This is a genomic window from Mesorhizobium tianshanense (assembly GCF_007830515.1).
Lineage (GTDB): Bacteria > Pseudomonadota > Alphaproteobacteria > Rhizobiales > Rhizobiaceae > Mesorhizobium > Mesorhizobium tianshanense.
Genome location: NZ_VLKT01000028.1, coordinates 1 through 15,029, shown reverse-complemented (window position 1 = coordinate 15,029; position 15,029 = coordinate 1). Strand labels below are relative to the sequence as shown.

The 15,029-nt window shown below is 63.6% G+C and carries 13 protein-coding genes; 6 read left to right on the top strand and 7 right to left on the bottom strand.

Annotated features, from left to right (window positions below; genetic code table 11):
• Window positions 1-76 precede the first annotated feature (76 nt).
• Window positions 77-1,003: a LysR family transcriptional regulator gene (locus tag IQ26_RS21525; RefSeq protein WP_145720361.1), complete on the bottom strand. Its 927-nt coding sequence runs from the start codon at window positions 1,001-1,003 to the stop codon at window positions 77-79.
• Between the two features lie 88 nt (window positions 1,004-1,091).
• Here IQ26_RS21525 and IQ26_RS21520 point away from each other — a divergent pair, with 88 nt between their 5' ends.
• Together IQ26_RS21520 and IQ26_RS21515 are read left to right on the top strand one after the other, a co-directional pair.
• A complete protein-coding gene (locus tag IQ26_RS21520) occupies window positions 1,092-1,541 on the top strand; it encodes an RrF2 family transcriptional regulator (protein WP_145720360.1) in 450 nt (149 codons plus the stop codon).
• Window positions 1,531-2,451, top strand: coding sequence for an NAD(P)/FAD-dependent oxidoreductase (locus IQ26_RS21515; RefSeq protein ID WP_145720359.1), 921 nt, complete (start codon window positions 1,531-1,533; stop codon window positions 2,449-2,451). The genes IQ26_RS21520 and IQ26_RS21515 overlap by 11 nt, the downstream gene beginning before the upstream one ends.
• Window positions 2,452-2,574: 123 nt before the next feature.
• On the opposite strand, the gene IQ26_RS21510 is transcribed toward IQ26_RS21515, so the two are convergent.
• Entirely contained in the window at window positions 2,575-3,351 is a 777-nt protein-coding gene (locus IQ26_RS21510; protein ID WP_145720358.1) for a DeoR/GlpR family DNA-binding transcription regulator, read from the bottom strand.
• Between the two features lie 435 nt (window positions 3,352-3,786).
• On the opposite strand from IQ26_RS21510, the gene IQ26_RS21505 reads away from it, so the two are divergent.
• Window positions 3,787-4,671, top strand: coding sequence for a phosphotransferase family protein (locus tag IQ26_RS21505; RefSeq protein ID WP_145720357.1), 885 nt, complete (start codon window positions 3,787-3,789; stop codon window positions 4,669-4,671).
• Entirely contained in the window at window positions 4,668-7,121 is a 2,454-nt protein-coding gene (locus tag IQ26_RS21500) for a GcvT family protein (protein WP_145720356.1), read from the top strand. Before IQ26_RS21505 ends, IQ26_RS21500 begins: the two co-directional genes overlap by 4 nt.
• 53 nt (window positions 7,122-7,174) lie before the next feature.
• Here the strand turns inward: IQ26_RS21500 and IQ26_RS21495 are convergent, their stop codons facing one another.
• The 3 genes from IQ26_RS21495 to IQ26_RS21485 all read right to left on the bottom strand — a co-directional run bounded on the left by IQ26_RS21495 (window position 7,175) and on the right by IQ26_RS21485 (window position 9,933).
• Window positions 7,175-8,095 (bottom strand): DMT family transporter, encoded by a 921-nt coding sequence (locus tag IQ26_RS21495; protein ID WP_145720355.1) that lies wholly within the window; start codon window positions 8,093-8,095, stop codon window positions 7,175-7,177.
• Window positions 8,096-8,253: 158 nt separating this feature from the next.
• Window positions 8,254-8,508, bottom strand: coding sequence for a hypothetical protein (locus IQ26_RS21490; RefSeq protein ID WP_145720354.1), 255 nt, complete (start codon window positions 8,506-8,508; stop codon window positions 8,254-8,256).
• A 138-nt stretch (window positions 8,509-8,646) separates the two neighbouring features.
• Window positions 8,647-9,933, bottom strand: a complete 1,287-nt coding sequence (locus IQ26_RS21485; RefSeq protein ID WP_145720353.1) for an amidohydrolase family protein — start codon at window positions 9,931-9,933, stop codon at window positions 8,647-8,649.
• A 244-nt stretch (window positions 9,934-10,177) separates the two neighbouring features.
• Between IQ26_RS21485 and IQ26_RS21480 the strand changes: the two genes are divergently transcribed.
• Window positions 10,178-11,932 (top strand): ABC transporter ATP-binding protein, encoded by a 1,755-nt coding sequence (locus IQ26_RS21480; protein ID WP_145720352.1) that lies wholly within the window; start codon window positions 10,178-10,180, stop codon window positions 11,930-11,932.
• 162 nt (window positions 11,933-12,094) lie between these two features.
• Here IQ26_RS21480 and ilvD read toward each other — a convergent pair whose 3' ends face one another.
• Entirely contained in the window at window positions 12,095-13,939 is a 1,845-nt protein-coding gene (ilvD, locus tag IQ26_RS21475) for a dihydroxy-acid dehydratase (RefSeq protein WP_145720351.1), read from the bottom strand.
• A gap of 255 nt (window positions 13,940-14,194) precedes the next feature.
• Between ilvD and IQ26_RS21470 the strand changes: the two genes are divergently transcribed.
• Window positions 14,195-14,668: a VOC family protein gene (locus IQ26_RS21470; RefSeq protein ID WP_145720350.1), complete on the top strand. Its 474-nt coding sequence runs from the start codon at window positions 14,195-14,197 to the stop codon at window positions 14,666-14,668.
• Window positions 14,669-14,837: 169 nt separating this feature from the next.
• On the opposite strand, the gene IQ26_RS21465 is transcribed toward IQ26_RS21470, so the two are convergent.
• Window positions 14,838-15,029 (bottom strand): transposase (locus IQ26_RS21465; RefSeq protein WP_145720349.1); only part of this gene is annotated, 192 nt, incomplete at its 5' end.

Here is a 15,029-nt window from a genome sequence, read left to right as displayed (position 1 = left end):
GATGGTCAAGGTGCTGTGAAACTTCCGGTTTCGCAAATTCATTTATCAGAAAGGCGATATCGGTTTTTCCGATAGGTCAGCGGCCAATCTTCTCCGGCCGCTGACGGACCATGCGCTGCGACTGGGCAAGGCCGATGAAGTCGCGCGCGGCCTGCGGCAGGCCGGAGCCACGGCGCCAGACCATGCCGACCTGGACCACCGGCAAGGAGCCCGAAATATCGCGCGATTCGATGCGGTCACCTTCCAGCGACCACGGCCGGTAGACGAGGTCGGGCAACAGCGCCACGCCGGCGCCGGTGGCGACGAGGCTGCGCACCGCTTCGACCGAGCGGGTGCGGAAGGCGACATGCGGCTTGGCGCCGATCGCCGCCAGCAGTTTTCCGGTATTCTCCTCGATCTCGTCGACGGTCAGCATGATCAGCGGCTCCGAGGCGATGTCGCCTATGCCGATGATATCGGCGCCGGCCAGCGGATGGCCGAGCGGCAGCCACAGCCGGTAGGCCGAGACTTCGAGGATTTCCGACTGCAGCGCGGTGCGGTCGCGCAGGTTCGAGGTGACCATGACGGCGATGTCGAGCTTGCCGCCGATCAAGAGATGCTCGAGGTAGTCGCCATTGTCCTCGATGGCCGAGATTTCGACGCCGGGATAGGCGCGGCGGTAGCGGGCGAGAAGGTCCGACAGCACATAACCGGCTACCAGCGAGGTGACGCCGAGCTGGAGCCGGCCGCCTGCCACCGCCTGATCGCCGAAGAAGGCGCGGCGCGCGTCGGAAACGTCGGCAAGGATCTTGGTCGCGTGACGCAGGAACTGGTGACCCTTGTGGGTGATGTTAAGGCCACGCGGGTGGCGCTCGAACAGTTCGACGCCGAGATCGCTCTCAAGCTCCTTGATCGCCTCGGTGACCGACGATTGCGAGATCGACAGGTTCTGCGCGGCGCCCGATACCGTGCCTTGCTCGGCGACGGCGATGAAGAACTGCAGCTGGCGGATGGTGAAGGCCATCGCCGGACTAAACACGGCGGAGGCGGCGCTGGGAAGTGGGCGATCGACATCACTTGACGATCGCAAGACTCGTAACTAACTAAGTTACATGAAACGAAACAGCAGACTGTCCTCGACCCTGCACATTCTCGTCCACATGACCGAGACACAGGAACACGCGCTGACCTCCGAGCAACTCGCCACATTCATCCACACCAACCCGGTCGTGGTCCGCCGGACCATCGCCGGCTTGCGCGACGCCGGCATCGTCACCTCGTCGCGCGGCCATGGCGGCGGCTGGCAGCTTGGCCGTGCGCCCGAGAAAATTTCGCTGGCCGAGATCAGCGCCGCGCTTGGCGAAACGCTGCTGCCGTTCAGCACCGAGCCGGAAAGCCCCGGCTGCCTTGTCGAACAAGCGGTGATGGCGGCGCTCGATGATTTTCGCGTCGAGGCCGAAAGGCTGCTGGCGGAAAAACTCAGCCGCATCACGCTTGCCGATCTCGCCGCCGATTTCCGCCGCCGTTACGAACTGATTGGAGTGACCAGCCATGCAGTATGATCTGTCAGTTACGCAGTATGATCTAATTGTCGTGGGCGGCAGCTTTGCCGGCCTGTCCGCAGCCGTCCAGGCAGCGCGGGCCCGGCGCAACGTCCTGGTGATCGACGCGGGCCAGCCGCGCAACCGTTTCGCCGAGCATTCGCACGGTTTCCTCGGACAGGACGGGCGCACGCCCGGCGCAATCCTGGACGACGCAAGACGGCAGCTGCTGCTGGCCTATCCGACGGCCAAGCTCGTCGCCGGATTGGCGGACAAGGCCGTTGCCGCCGGTTCCGGCTTCGAGATCACCACGGAGCGCGGCGAAACATTCGGCGCGGCGCGGCTGGTTCTTGCCACCGGCGTGCGCGATATCCTGCCGGATGTCCCCGGGCTTGCCGAGCATTGGGGAAAGAGCGTGCTGCATTGTCCTTATTGCCATGGCTACGAGGTGGCCGGCGGTCCGCTTGGCGTGCTCGCAACCGGGCCGATGTCGGTGCATCAGGCGCAGCTGATCGCCGACTGGGGCGACGTCACGCTGTTCGCAAACGGCATGTTCGAGCCCGACGCGGAACAAATGCTTGCGCTGGAAAGGCGGAATGTGCGGCTTGAGCCGGCCGGCGTGGCCGAACTGGAAAAGGATGGTTCGGGCGGACTGACCGTCAGGCTCGAAGACGGCCGCAAAGCCGGCGTCAAGGCACTGTTCACCGCACCGCGCAACACCATGGCGAGTCCGGTTGCCGAACAGCTCGGCTGCGGCTTCACGGAAGGTCTTCTCGGCCCGGTGATCACCGTCGACGACCGCCAGCAGACGACGGTCCCCGGTGTCTATGCCGCCGGAGATGCGGCACGATCGATGCACAACATTGCCTTCGCCGTATCAGGCGGCGCCTTCGCGGGCATATGCGCCCACCAATCGCTTGTTTTCGGTTAATGCTGTCGCCCAAAAGCATGCCCTCGGTCTTGAACCGAGGGTGCGTGGCGGTTTTGCGATAGCGACACGCATAGAACAAGAAGCTAAAGCGCATCGCATTCGTTCGTTCAAACGCGACGCGCTTTATATCCCGCTCTCGTCGCCGGCAATGCTGAGCCGTGCGCCGGACTCGGCAAGGGCGGCGGCGATGTCGCGCGGCGGCGGCCGGTCGGTGGAAAGTTCGGAAAAACCGTCGAAGCCGCAGACCTGGACTAGGCCCTGGCGGCCGAATTTGGTGTGGTCGGTGATGACAAGCGTACGCTGGCCGCGCGACAGCACCATGCGGGCGAATTCCGCCTCCTCCAGATCATAGTCCATGACGCCCGTGACGGCATCGACCGCGCCGGTGGAGATCACCGCATGGTTGACGGAAAACCGGCTGACGAATTCGATGGCCGAGACGCCGAAGGCGGCGCCCGAATCGCTGCGCAACTCGCCGCCGGCCATGTAGACCTTGTTGCCGTTGACCGTGGCCAGCGTGCGGGCAATGTCGGAGGAGTTGGTGACCACCGTCAGCCGCCGGTGGCCGAGCAGTTCGCGGGCCAGGAAAGAGGTAGTGGTGCCGGTGTCGAGCATAACCGATTCACCGTCGCGGATGGTCGCGGCAACCATGCGGGCGATGGCGCGCTTGGCGTCGGCATTCTCGCGCATGCGCCGCTCGAACGGCGCCTCGCCGGCCATCGAGGGCAGGCCGACGGCGCCATGCATCTTCAGGATCGAACCGTCACTGGTCAGCGGCTTGACGTCGCGGCGCACGGTCTCGAGCGAGACGCCCAGCCGGTTGGCCAGGCTGGCGATGGTGACGGTGCCCTCCTCCTGCAGGAGACGCAGGATTTCGCCATGCCGCTTCGAATGGATCATCGGGTTTCGCCATCGGATTGTTGCGCCGCTGACCGCTTCTAAGGCAAATCTGCCACAGCTTACAAGAAATCCTTGCGATTTCGGGCAAAACGACAGAAAAAGCCACAAATTTTCGTTGACAAGCCAAGTCAGATGGCAGGACACTGGCTTGGTGACAGGCTCGGAACGGCCACGAGAGAATGATGGCAGAGCCGCACCAGAATTTACCTGCCCGAACGTCTGGAAAATCGTCTGGCGCAAGGGAAAAGGATTTTTTCGAATCCGCGGGGGCGGATGCCGGCGTCAAAGAACCCGGCACAGGGGCTCGTCGGTGCGGTGCGGGATACCAATCCTGGCGTCCCGCACCGACGAGACTTTCGCATTGCTCCCTCCTGCCGACCGCCATCTTTGTGTCCTCCGTGGCGTCTTGATATCTGCCAGACGAGGGATGAATTTGTGACTGCTGAAGACCGCATCCGCGCCCTGCCCTGCTGGACCGGCAGCGTCGAAATCGAGCCGCTGCCGGGCGGCCTGAGCAACGCCAACTATCTGGTCGAGGACGCGGCCGGGCGGCATGTCGTGCGCTTCGGCCAGGACTTTCCGTTCCACCACGTCTTTCGCGAGCGCGAGGTGATGACCGCGCGAGCGGCGCACGCCGCCGGCTTCGCGCCGGCGGTCCGCTATTCCGAGCCCGGCATCCTGGTGACGGAATTTCTCGGCGCCAAGACCTATGTCGCGGAAGACGTGCGCGCCAATATCGGCCGCGTCGCCGCCCTGATGCGCGGCTTCCATCGGGAGATGCCCAATCATGTCTCCGGCGCCGGCTTCATGTTCTGGGTGTTCCATGTCATCCGCGACTATGCACGCACGCTCGAGGAAGGCAGCAGCCGCAAGCGAAGCGAGTTGCCACGCCTGTTGGCTCTGGCGGACGAGCTCGAACGGGCGCAGAAACTGCTGCCAATCGTCTTCGGCCACAATGATCTCTTGCCGGCTAATATTCTCGACGACGGCCACAGGCTGTGGCTTATCGATTTCGAATATGCCGGCTTCAACACGGCGATGTTCGACCTCGCCGGCGTCGCCTCGAACGCCAGCATGAGCGACGAGGAGTCCTTCGCCTTCCTGACCGCCTATTTCATGAAGGAGCCGGACCAGGCGATCCGCCGTTCGCACGCGGCCATGCAATGCGCATCGCTGCTGCGCGAGGCGATGTGGAGCATGGTTTCCGAACTTTATCTCGACGCGCCCGGCATCGACTACGTCGCCTATACCGACGACAACCTGACGCGGCTGCAAGCCGCGCTGGAAAACTACAGAACAAAGTACGGACAGAAATCATGACATTGCCCGCCCATGCCGAGATCGTCGTCATCGGCGGCGGCATCATCGGCTGTTCGACGGCCTATCATCTGGCGCGTGACCACAAGGCCGATGTCGTGCTTTTGGAGCAGGGCAAGCTGACTTCGGGCTCCACCTGGCATGCGGCGGGGCTGGTCGGACAGTTGCGCTCGTCGGCCTCCATCACCCGCGTGCTCAAATATTCGGTCGATCTCTACAAGGGGCTGGAAGCCGAAACCGGGCTGGCCACCGGCTGGAAGATGACCGGGTGCCTCAGGCTCGCCAACAATGCCGACCGCTGGATCGAGTACAAGAGGCTGGCGACGACGGCGAAAAGCTTCGGCATGGACATGCAGTTGCTGTCCCCGGCCGAGGTCAAGACAATGTGGCCGCTGCTGGAAACCGGCGATCTCGTCGGCGCCAGCTGGCTGCCGACCGACGGCCAGGCAAGCCCTTCCGACATCACGCAGTCGCTGGCCAAGGGCGCGCGCATGCATGGCGCCAGGCTGTTCGAGGAGGTACGCGTCGCCGGCTTTGAGATGAAGGATGGCCGCATCACCGCGGTGAAGACCAACAAGGGCGATATCGCCTGCGACAAGGTGGTGAACTGCGCCGGGCAATGGGCGCGGCAGGTGGGGGCGCTGGCCGGCATCAACGTGCCGCTGCAGCCGGTCAAGCACCAGTACATCATCACCGAAAAGATCGACGGGTTGGCGACCGATGCGCCGACGATCCGTGACCCCGACCGCCGCACTTATTTCAAGGAGGAGGTCGGCGGGCTGGTGATGGGCGGTTATGAGCCGAACCCGCAAGCCTGGACGACCGATCTTCCCGGGGGCGATGTTCCTGATGACTGGGAGTTCCGGCTGTTCGACGACGATTACGATCATTTCGAGCAGCATATGAACCAGGCGATCGCGCGGGTTCCGGCGCTCGAAACCGTCGGCGTCAAGCAGATGATCAACGGGCCGGAGAGTTTCACGCCGGACGGCAATTTCATTCTCGGCGTGGCACCCGAATGCGCCAACATGTTCGTCGGCGCCGGCTTCAACGCCTTCGGCATCGCATCGGGCGGCGGCGCCGGCTGGGTGCTGGCGCAATGGGTGGTCGACGGCGAGGCGCCGCTCGACCTGTGGGTGGTCGATATCAGACGCTTTTGCGACCTGCACCGCGACCGGCAATGGGTTCGCGACCGCACGCTGGAAGCCTATGGCAAGCACTACACGATCGGCTTCCCGCATGAGGAATATGCCACGGGCCGGCCGCGGATCGTGTCACCGCTCTATCAACGGCTGCAAAAGCACCGCGCCGTGTTCGGCTCGAAGCTCGGTTGGGAGCGGCCGAACTGGTTCGCGCCCGAGGGTGCCGAGCCGAAGGACATCTATTCGATGGACCGGCAGAACTGGTTCTCGCCGGTCGGCGACGAACACCGGCACGTGCGCGAGAACGTCGGCATCTTCGACCAGTCGTCCTTTGCCAAATATGAACTGCGCGGCGCGGACGCGCTGAAAGCACTCGACTGGATCTGCGCCAACGACATCAACAAGCCGGTCGGCCGGCTGACCTACACACAGCTTCTCAACACGCGAGGTGGCATCGAGGCCGACCTGACCGTGGCGCGGCTGGCTGAGGAAACATTCTACATCGTCACCGGCACTGGTTTCCGCACGCATGATTTCTCGTGGATCGGCGACCATGTCGGCAAGGAACTCGACGTGACGCCGACCGACGTCACCGAGGATTTCGGCACGCTGTCGCTGATGGGGCCGCGTGCCCGCGACGTGCTGGCTGTGGTGACCGATGCGGATGTGTCGAACACCGCTTTCCCGTTCGGACATGTTCGGGAAATCGCCATCGCCGGCCACACAATCCGGGCGCTGCGCGTTACCTATGTCGGCGAACTCGGCTGGGAGCTGCATGTGCCGATCGCGGCAACCGGCGAGGTCTTCGACGCGCTGATGGCGGCGGGCGAGAAGCACGGCATCCGCCCGGTCGGCTACCGGGCGCTGGAATCGCTGCGGCTGGAAAAAGGCTACCGCGCCTGGGGCTCCGACATCACGCCCAACGACACGCCGCATGAGGCCGGCCTCGGCTGGGCGGTGAAGCTCAGAAAGAACACGGATTTCGTCGGCAGGCGGGCGCTTGAAAAGCTCGACGGCGCCGCGCTGAAAAAGCGCTTTGCCGGCTTCACGGTCGACGATCGCGAGATCGTGCTGCTCGGGCGCGAGACGATCCTGCGCAACGACGAGCCGGTTGGCTACCTGACCAGCGGCGGCTATGGCTACACGGTCGGCAAGGCCATCGGCTACGGCTATGTGCGCAACGCCGATGGCGTCAGCGACGAATTCCTCGCCTCCGGCGATTACGAGCTGGTGGTGGCGATGGAACGGACGCCGGCAAAGATCCATTTCGAGCCGCTTTACGACCCGGCGGGCGAAAGGGTCAGGGCTTAGAGGCTTTCTGGGTCAGCGGCGACACGCAACGTTAGGTATCAGAAATCTGAGCATTAGTTGACGCCCTTCGGCACGTTTTCGGGCGGCACCGTGTCGACCACCTTCTGGCGATGGAAGATGAACAGGCCGGCCAGCACGATGATGCCCGAGCCGATCAGGATGCGCGGGCCGGGCATGTCGCCGAAGAAGGCCAGTCCGAAAATGACGGCCCACAGCAGCAGGCTGTAATGCAGCGGCGCCAGCGTCGAGGCGGGCGCCAGCTTCAGCGCCCTGGTGATCATCAGATGCGCGCCGCAAGAGACGATGCCAAGAAGCAGCATGGCGCCAAAATCGAGGGGGGACGGCGTCTGCCAGTTACCGATGGTGAGAACTCCGCCGACCAGCAAGGTGCCGATGGTTTGCCAGGTAACGAGCGAGGTGTCGCTGGTGCCACGCAGCCGCCGATTGAGGATGATGGCGAAGGCGAATGAAATGCTTCCGGCCAGTGCGAAGCTCGACGACAGCGAAAACGCCGCCGAGGACGGCTTCAGCATGATCAAAACGCCGCAGAAGCCGACCAGGATCGCCATCCAGCGGCGCCAGCCGACCTTTTCACCGAGCAACAGGTGCGATAGCGCCGCAACGTAGATCGGCCCCGCCATGTAGAAACTCATGACGTCGGCGAGCGGCAGATAGACGACGGCGGCATAGAACAACGCCGTGTCGAGCGTCGTCATGACGACGCGCAGGACCTGCAGTTCAAGGCGCTCCATGTGGAACAGCTTGGCCGTGCCCTGACGCGCGATCATCGGGCCGAGCACGAAAAAGGCGCCGATGGAGCGGATCAGCACGACCTGGCCGACCGAAAAGCTGGCGACCAGCCACTTGCCCATCGCATCGTTCAACGCAAACAGGAAATCGCCGGCCAGCATCAGCAGAATGCCGGCCAAAAGCACGTTCCTGATCGTCGAATTCTGGACTGTTGGCTCCGCCATGCCGATCTCGCTTCCTCCCGCATGAAGCCGGTGAGCCGGGTCGTAGACGCAAGCAGCCGCTTTGACGAGCGGAAATCGGGAAACCAGCCAGACCAGAGCCGGAAATCGGCTGGGCCTACACTCATGAATATGATCGAAATGGCGCTCGAACGGCCGGCCTACTTCGGCCGTGGCCGGATGATGATCGGACGATAGATCACCGGCCTGTCCCAAGGATCGAAAGCCGACGCGCTTCTCAGGTCCGCGCGGCGCGCGAGATCGATGCGCTGCAGACATTCGGCGAAGGCATCATTCTTCCTGACGAAGCCGTAGGACCGGCATTTCGCCTCGTCCGCGGCACGGCGATCTTCCGCCGTCATGCAGCCTGTGCAGATTGCAGCCAGCGCGACCACGATCGCCGTCTTGTACCACATGCTGTCCTCCTCGACATAAAAGTGGAGACTGACTGTAGACTTAAGATCAGGACCTATCAATCTGATCGAAGCGGGCGGCTTTGATGCAGGCCCGCCGTCCTATTGGGCCTGCCCACTATCGGTCATGACAATTCCTGGTCATGACATGGGCGGACGATGCCTGCGGTTCACCGTTCCCGGCCGTCCCGCGATCGAAAGCCGCGTGTCCTGCCTGGTCCGCTCGGCCACCACCTTGCCCCTGGCGATGACGCACAGGCGCTCGGGGCGCAGGCGCAACGCCTCGACCGGATCGCCGGCGTCGAGGACGACGAGGCTGGCGCGCTTGCCCACGCTGAGGCCAAGATGGTCGAGGCCCATGATGGCGGCGTTGACGTTGGTGACCATGTCGAAGCACCGCGCCATGTCGGCCGGGCTCGACATCTGGGCGACGTGGAGGCCCATGAAGGCGACGTCCAGCATGTCGGCGGTGCCCAGCGAATACCAGGGGTCGAGCACGCAATCCTGGCCCCAGCCGACGCGGATGCCGTGGGCAAGCATTTCCTTCACCCGCGTCAGGCCGCGCCGTTTGGGAAAAGTGTCGTGGCGGCCCTGCAGCATGATGTTGATCAGCGGATTGGGAATCGCCGAGACGCCTGCCTCGGCGATCAGCGGCAGCAGCTTCGAGACATAGTAGTTGTCCATCGAGTGCATCGAGGTGAGATGCGAGCCGGCGACCCTGCCCTGCAGGCCGAGGCGCTGCGTCTCATAGGCCAGCTGCTCGATATGGCGCGACAGCGGATCGTCGGTCTCGTCGCAATGCAGATCGACCATGAGGCCGCGCTTTGCCGCGATTTCGCACAATTCCGTCACCGAGCGCGTGCCGTCGGCCATGGTGCGCTCGAAATGCGGAATGCCGCCGACGATGTCGACGCCCATGTCGAGCGCGCGGATGGTGTTGTCGCGCGCCGTCGGCGAGCGATAGAATCCATCCTGCGGGAAGGCGACCAGTTGCAGGTCGATATAGGGCGCGACCGTCTTCTTCACGTCGAGCAGGGCTTCGACCGCCAGCAACCTGCTATCGCAAACATCGACGTGGGTGCGAATGGCGAGCAGGCCCATCGACACCGCCCAGTCGCAATAGGCGAGCGCGCGCTCGCGCACCGCTTCGTGCGTCAGCAGCGGCTTCAGCTCGCCCCACAGTGAAATGCCTTCCAGCAGCGTGCCCGACGCGTTGATGCGCGGAATGCCCAGGGAGAGCGTCGCATCCATGTGGAAATGCGGATCGACGAAAGGCGGCGAGATCAGATTGCCATGGGCGTCGATCGCCGTGCCCGCGGTTACGTTCAGTTCGCGCTCGATGGCCGCGATCGTCTCGCCGACGATGCCGATATCGGCGATCGTGCCGTCGGGCAGCATGCCGCCGCGAACGATAAGGTCGAAATTCATCTGTCGTCATCCCTTTTCAGAATCACACTACAGCGCCGCGTGTCCTCTTGGACGCGCAAGGACGCTGCAGCACTTTGATTTTGCGCATGATCCCCAGCGAAAATCGATTCCGATTTACGGGTCATGCGCATCGTGGCGCACAGGTTGCCGCAGCCGCTTCTTTCCACGGCGGCGAATGGTTCCATCCGGCCGCAACTCGCTCTATAAGCCGCCTTTCGTTGTCGCGGTTTCAGGGATCAGCCGTTTGTTTCGATTTTTCCGCTCGTCGGAGAACCTGCACCTCGTCGTGAGGCTGCTGAGGGAATCATTCCGCAAACACATGTTCGGCTACACTATCGCCATACTGGCGATGCTGGTGGTGGCCGGCATGACGGCAGCCAGCGCCTGGATCATGCGCGACATCACCAACGAATTCATGATCTCGCGGGACGTCAAGCGGATCTACCTGATCGCGGGCGCGGTCGCCGCCATCTTCATCATCAAGGGCGTCGCCAGCTTCGTCCAGGCCTATTTCCTCAGCCGGGTCGGCAACAGCATCATCGCCGAGCGGCAGCGCAAGATCTACGACCGGATCCTGGCGCAAGGCATCGAATTCTACCACTCGACCTCCTCGTCCGACCTGATCACCCGGATGACCAACAACGCGCAGGCCGCGCGCAGGGTGCTCGACCTCGTCGTCACGTCGTTCGTGCGCGATCTGGTTTCGCTCATCGGCCTGCTGCTGGTCATGTTTATCCAGCAACCGGCGCTGTCGCTGGTTTCCTTCATTATCGGGCCGGCGGCGATCTATTTCGTCAACCGCATCCTCAAGCGGATCCGCAAGATCACCGAAATGGAATTCCGCTCCATCGGACAGATCGTGCAGGTGATGCAGGAAACGACAATCGGCGTGCGCGTCGTCAAGTCCTTCAATCTCGAGGATTCGATGCGCAAGCGCATGCACAAGGCGGTTTCCGATGTCGAAAGCAGGGCCAACAGCATCGCGACGCTGGAGGCCGGCACCAGCCCGATCATGGAAACGCTGGCCGGGCTGGCCATCGCCGGCGTCATCCTGGTCAGCGGCGTTCTCGTCGTGCAAGGCGGGCAGACACCCGGCAGCATCATGGCCTTCATCACCGCGCTCCTGCTTGCCTACGAGCCGGCAAAGCGCCTTGCCCGTGTCCGCATCTCGCTGGAGACCGGCATGGTCGGGGTGCGCATGATGTTCCAACTGGCCGATCGGCCGCTGACGCTGGCCGAAAAGCCCGGTGCCAAGCCGCTTCTGCCGGGCCCAGGCGAAATCCGGTTCGACGATGTGAGCTTCGCCTATCAGGACGGCCAACCCGTGCTGGAACATTTCGACCTGACCTTCGCGGCCGGCAAGATGACGGCGCTGGTGGGGCCTTCGGGCAGCGGCAAGTCGACCATGCTGAATCTGATCATGCGCATGTACGATCCCGACAGCGGCAAGGTGCTGTTCGACGGCCAGGACATTGCGCACGCCACGCTCGCTTCGCTGCGGCAGAAGATCGCCTATGTCAGCCAGGACACGTTCCTGTTCGCCGGCACGGTGATGCACAACATCCGTCTCGGGCGGCAGGACGCGAGCGACGAGGACGTGATCGCCGCCGCCAAGGCTGCCAATGCTCACAACTTCATCGTCGCCATGGCGGAAGGCTACGACACGGAAGTCGGCGAGAACGGCGCCCGGCTTTCCGGCGGCCAGCGCCAGCGCATTTCGATCGCGCGCGCCATGCTGCGCAATGCGGAGATCCTGCTTCTCGACGAGGCGACCAGCGCGCTCGACGCCGAGTCCGAGGCGCTGTTTCGTGACGCGCTGCAGCAGCTGACGGCCGGACGCACGACCATCGTCATCGCCCACCGGCTATCCACCGTGCACCAGGCCGATACGATCGTGGTGCTGGAAGCCGGCAAAGTGGTGGAAAGCGGGTCGCACCGGATGTTGCTCAACCAGGGTGGGCTCTACCAGAAGCTTTATGAGTATCAGCTGATGCCTTGAGTGGCATGTTGCCGGGCATTGGAGCCATGCCCCCTCATCCGGCCCTTCGGGCCACCTTCTCCCCAAGGGGAGAAGAGATCGCCAACACCGGCGCCAGCCTCTTCTCCCCAGCGGGGAGAAGGTGGCCGCGAAGCGGCCGGATGAGGGGGCCTAGGCGCCAACCTACTCCGGCACGTACCGTACCGCACCCTTGGCAGCACTTGTCGCCATCGACGCATAGGCTCGCAACGCCGTCGTCACCTTGCGCTTGCGCTTTTCCTCGGGCTTCCAGGCGGCAGCGCCCTTAGCCTCCATCGCCGCGCGGCGGGCTGCGAGTTCGGCGTCGTCGACAGCAAGCCTAATGGTACGGTTCGGGATATCGATCTCGATCGTGTCACCCTCCTGCACCAGCCCGATCAGCCCACCTTCCGCCGCCTCCGGCGAGGCATGGCCGATCGACAGGCCGGAGGTGCCGCCGGAAAAGCGGCCATCAGTGATGAGCGCGCAGGCTTTGCCGAGCCCTTTCGACTTGAGATAGCTGGTCGGGTAGAGCATTTCCTGCATGCCGGGGCCGCCGCGCGGCCCCTCGTAGCGGATGACGACGACGTCGCCGGCCTTGATCTCGTTCGACAGGATCGCCTTGACGCTGGCGTCCTGGCTTTCGAACACCCGGGCCGGGCCGGTGAATTTGAGGATGGATTCGTCGACGCCGGCGGTCTTCACGATGCAGCCGTCGAGCGCCAGGTTGCCTTTCAGCACGGCAAGGCCGCCATCCCTCGAGAAGGGGTGTTCGGCCGAGCGGATGGCACCTTTCTCACGATCAAGATCGAGCTCGTCCCAGCGGCGGTCCTGGCTGAAGGCGATCTGCGTCGGCACGCCGCCCGGCGCCGCCAGAAAGAAATCGCGAACGTTCTGGCTGGTCGTGCGCGAGATGTCCCAATGGTCGAGGGCCTCGCCGAGGCTTGCCGTGTGCACCGTCGGCAGGTCGCGGTTGATCAGCCCGGCGCTGTCGAGTTGGCCGAGGATCGCCATGATGCCGCCGGCGCGGTGGACGTCCTCCATATGGACATCGGCCTTGGCCGGCGCCACCTTGCACAGCACCGGAACCCGCCGCGACAGCCGGTCGATGTCCTCCATGGTGAAGTCGACCTCGCCCTCATGCGCGGCAGCCAGGATGTGCAGCACGGTGTTGGTCGAGCCGCCCATGGCGATGTCGAGCGTCATGGCGTTCTCGAAGGCGCCCTTCGAGGCGATGCTGCGCGGCAGCGCGGTTTCGTCGTCCTGCTCGTAGTAGCGTTGGGCGAGATCGACGATCAGATGGCCGGCCTCGACGAACAGCCGCTTGCGGTCGGCATGGGTGGCTAGCGTCGAGCCGTTGCCGGGCAATGAAAGACCCAGCGCCTCGGTCAGGCAGTTCATCGAATTGGCGGTGAACATGCCCGAGCAGGAGCCGCAGGTCGGACAGGCCGAGCGCTCGATGGTCTTGACGTCCTCGTCGGAGATCTTGTCGTCGGCGGCCGCGACCATGGCGTCGACCAGATCGAGCGCCTGCGTCTTGCCGGCGAGCACCACCTTGCCGGCTTCCATCGGCCCGCCGGAGACGAAGACGGTCGGGATGTTGAGGCGCAGCGACGCCATCAGCATGCCCGGCGTGATCTTGTCGCAATTGGAGATGCAGACCATGGCGTCGGCGCAGTGGGCGTTGACCATGTATTCGACCGAGTCGGCGATCAGCTCGCGCGACGGCAGCGAATAGAGCATGCCGTCATGGCCCATGGCGATGCCGTCGTCGACGGCGATGGTGTTGAACTCCTTGGCCACGCCGCCGGCCTTTTCGATCTCGCGGGCGACGAGCTGACCGAGATCCTTGAGATGGACATGGCCTGGCACGAACTGGGTGAAGGAATTGACGATAGCGATGATCGGCTTGCCGAAATCGGAATCCTTCATGCCTGTGGCGCGCCACAGGCCGCGGGCGCCGGCCATGTTGCGGCCATGGGTGGTGGTGCGGGAGCGATAGGCGGGCATGCGTCTTTCCTTGCTGGCTGGCGCGCTGGACTGGCCAAGCGGCGGAGCGGAATTCTGGTCGCAGGCGTTATAGACGCAGGGGTGTGGTCTGGCCACAATTTTGCAATGCGCCAGATTTTTCCAAGAAAATTTGATGACACTGTCGGATTGCGTGCCGCCCGGGCGTCCTTGGGCAAACGGCAGGGCAAATAACACCAACGCCAAGCCAGGCCGTTTCACTGTGATAGCCAACTGCAACAGCCGAGGAGCAAGCAAATGCAAAAGATCACCCCCTGCCTGTGGTTTGAAGACCAGGCCGAGGACGCGATGAACCACTACATCTCCATCTTCAAGAATTCGAAGGTGCTGAGCGTGATGCGCTGGCCCAAGGGCAGCGGCGATCATGAGGGAAAGGTGTTGGTGGTCGAATTCGAGCTCGACGGCGTGCAGTTTCAGGCGCTCAACGGCGGGCCGCAATTCAAGTTCACCGAGGCAGTCTCGCTGTCCATCAACTGCAAGACGCAGGAAGAGGTCGACCATTTCTGGAACAGGCTAATCGAGGGCGGTGGTGAGCCCAGCCAGTGCAGCTGGCTGAAGGACAAATTCGGCCTTTCCTGGCAGGTCGTTCCCGAGCAGTTGCCGAAGCTGCTGCGGGATCCCGATAAGGAAAAGGCCGGCCGTGTCATGCAGGCGATGATGCAGATGACCAAGATCGACATCGCCAAGCTCGAAGAGGCAGCCAAGGGATGATCGAACGCGCTCTCTTCCCTTCTCCCACAAGGGGACCGTTGCGCAGTTTCAGGAGAGCGCTGGCGGGAACGGGTTTGGCGCCGGTTTTCGTTTGTTTTTGGGTTTTGGGGTGTCCTGTCTGGGGTTTCAGGCGGCGGTCCGGCCCTGTGTGGCCGGAATCCGGGCGCACCTATCCTGTGATGGCGGCCCATCGGCGCATGTTGAAGGCGATGGCCGCCATCGTCACCTGGGCGGCTGCCTTGGCCAGCCCGACATAGCGGATCGTGGTCAGCTTCATGCGGCGCTTGAGCATGGCGAAAGTGGTCTCCACCGCAGCCCGCCTTCTGGCGATCAGGCGGTTGTAGCGTTTGAGCCGCGGCGG

Excerpts from the sequence above, each read along its gene's own strand:
- IQ26_RS21525 (WP_145720361.1), bottom strand. The coding sequence starts at position 1,003 with ATGGCCTTCACCATCCGCCAGCTGCAGTTCTTCATCGCCGTCGCCGAG.
- IQ26_RS21520 (WP_145720360.1), top strand. The coding sequence starts at position 1,092 with ATGAAACGAAACAGCAGACTGTCCTCGACCCTGCACATTCTCGTCCAC.
- IQ26_RS21515 (WP_145720359.1), top strand. The coding sequence starts at position 1,531 with ATGCAGTATGATCTGTCAGTTACGCAGTATGATCTAATTGTCGTGGGC.
- IQ26_RS21510 (WP_145720358.1), bottom strand. The coding sequence starts at position 3,351 with ATGATCCATTCGAAGCGGCATGGCGAAATCCTGCGTCTCCTGCAGGAG.
- IQ26_RS21500 (WP_145720356.1), top strand. The coding sequence starts at position 4,668 with ATGACATTGCCCGCCCATGCCGAGATCGTCGTCATCGGCGGCGGCATC.
- IQ26_RS21495 (WP_145720355.1), bottom strand. The coding sequence starts at position 8,095 with ATGGCGGAGCCAACAGTCCAGAATTCGACGATCAGGAACGTGCTTTTG.
- IQ26_RS21490 (WP_145720354.1), bottom strand. The coding sequence starts at position 8,508 with ATGTGGTACAAGACGGCGATCGTGGTCGCGCTGGCTGCAATCTGCACA.
- IQ26_RS21485 (WP_145720353.1), bottom strand. The coding sequence starts at position 9,933 with ATGAATTTCGACCTTATCGTTCGCGGCGGCATGCTGCCCGACGGCACG.
- ilvD (WP_145720351.1), bottom strand. The coding sequence starts at position 13,939 with ATGCCCGCCTATCGCTCCCGCACCACCACCCATGGCCGCAACATGGCC.
- IQ26_RS21470 (WP_145720350.1), top strand. The coding sequence starts at position 14,195 with ATGCAAAAGATCACCCCCTGCCTGTGGTTTGAAGACCAGGCCGAGGAC.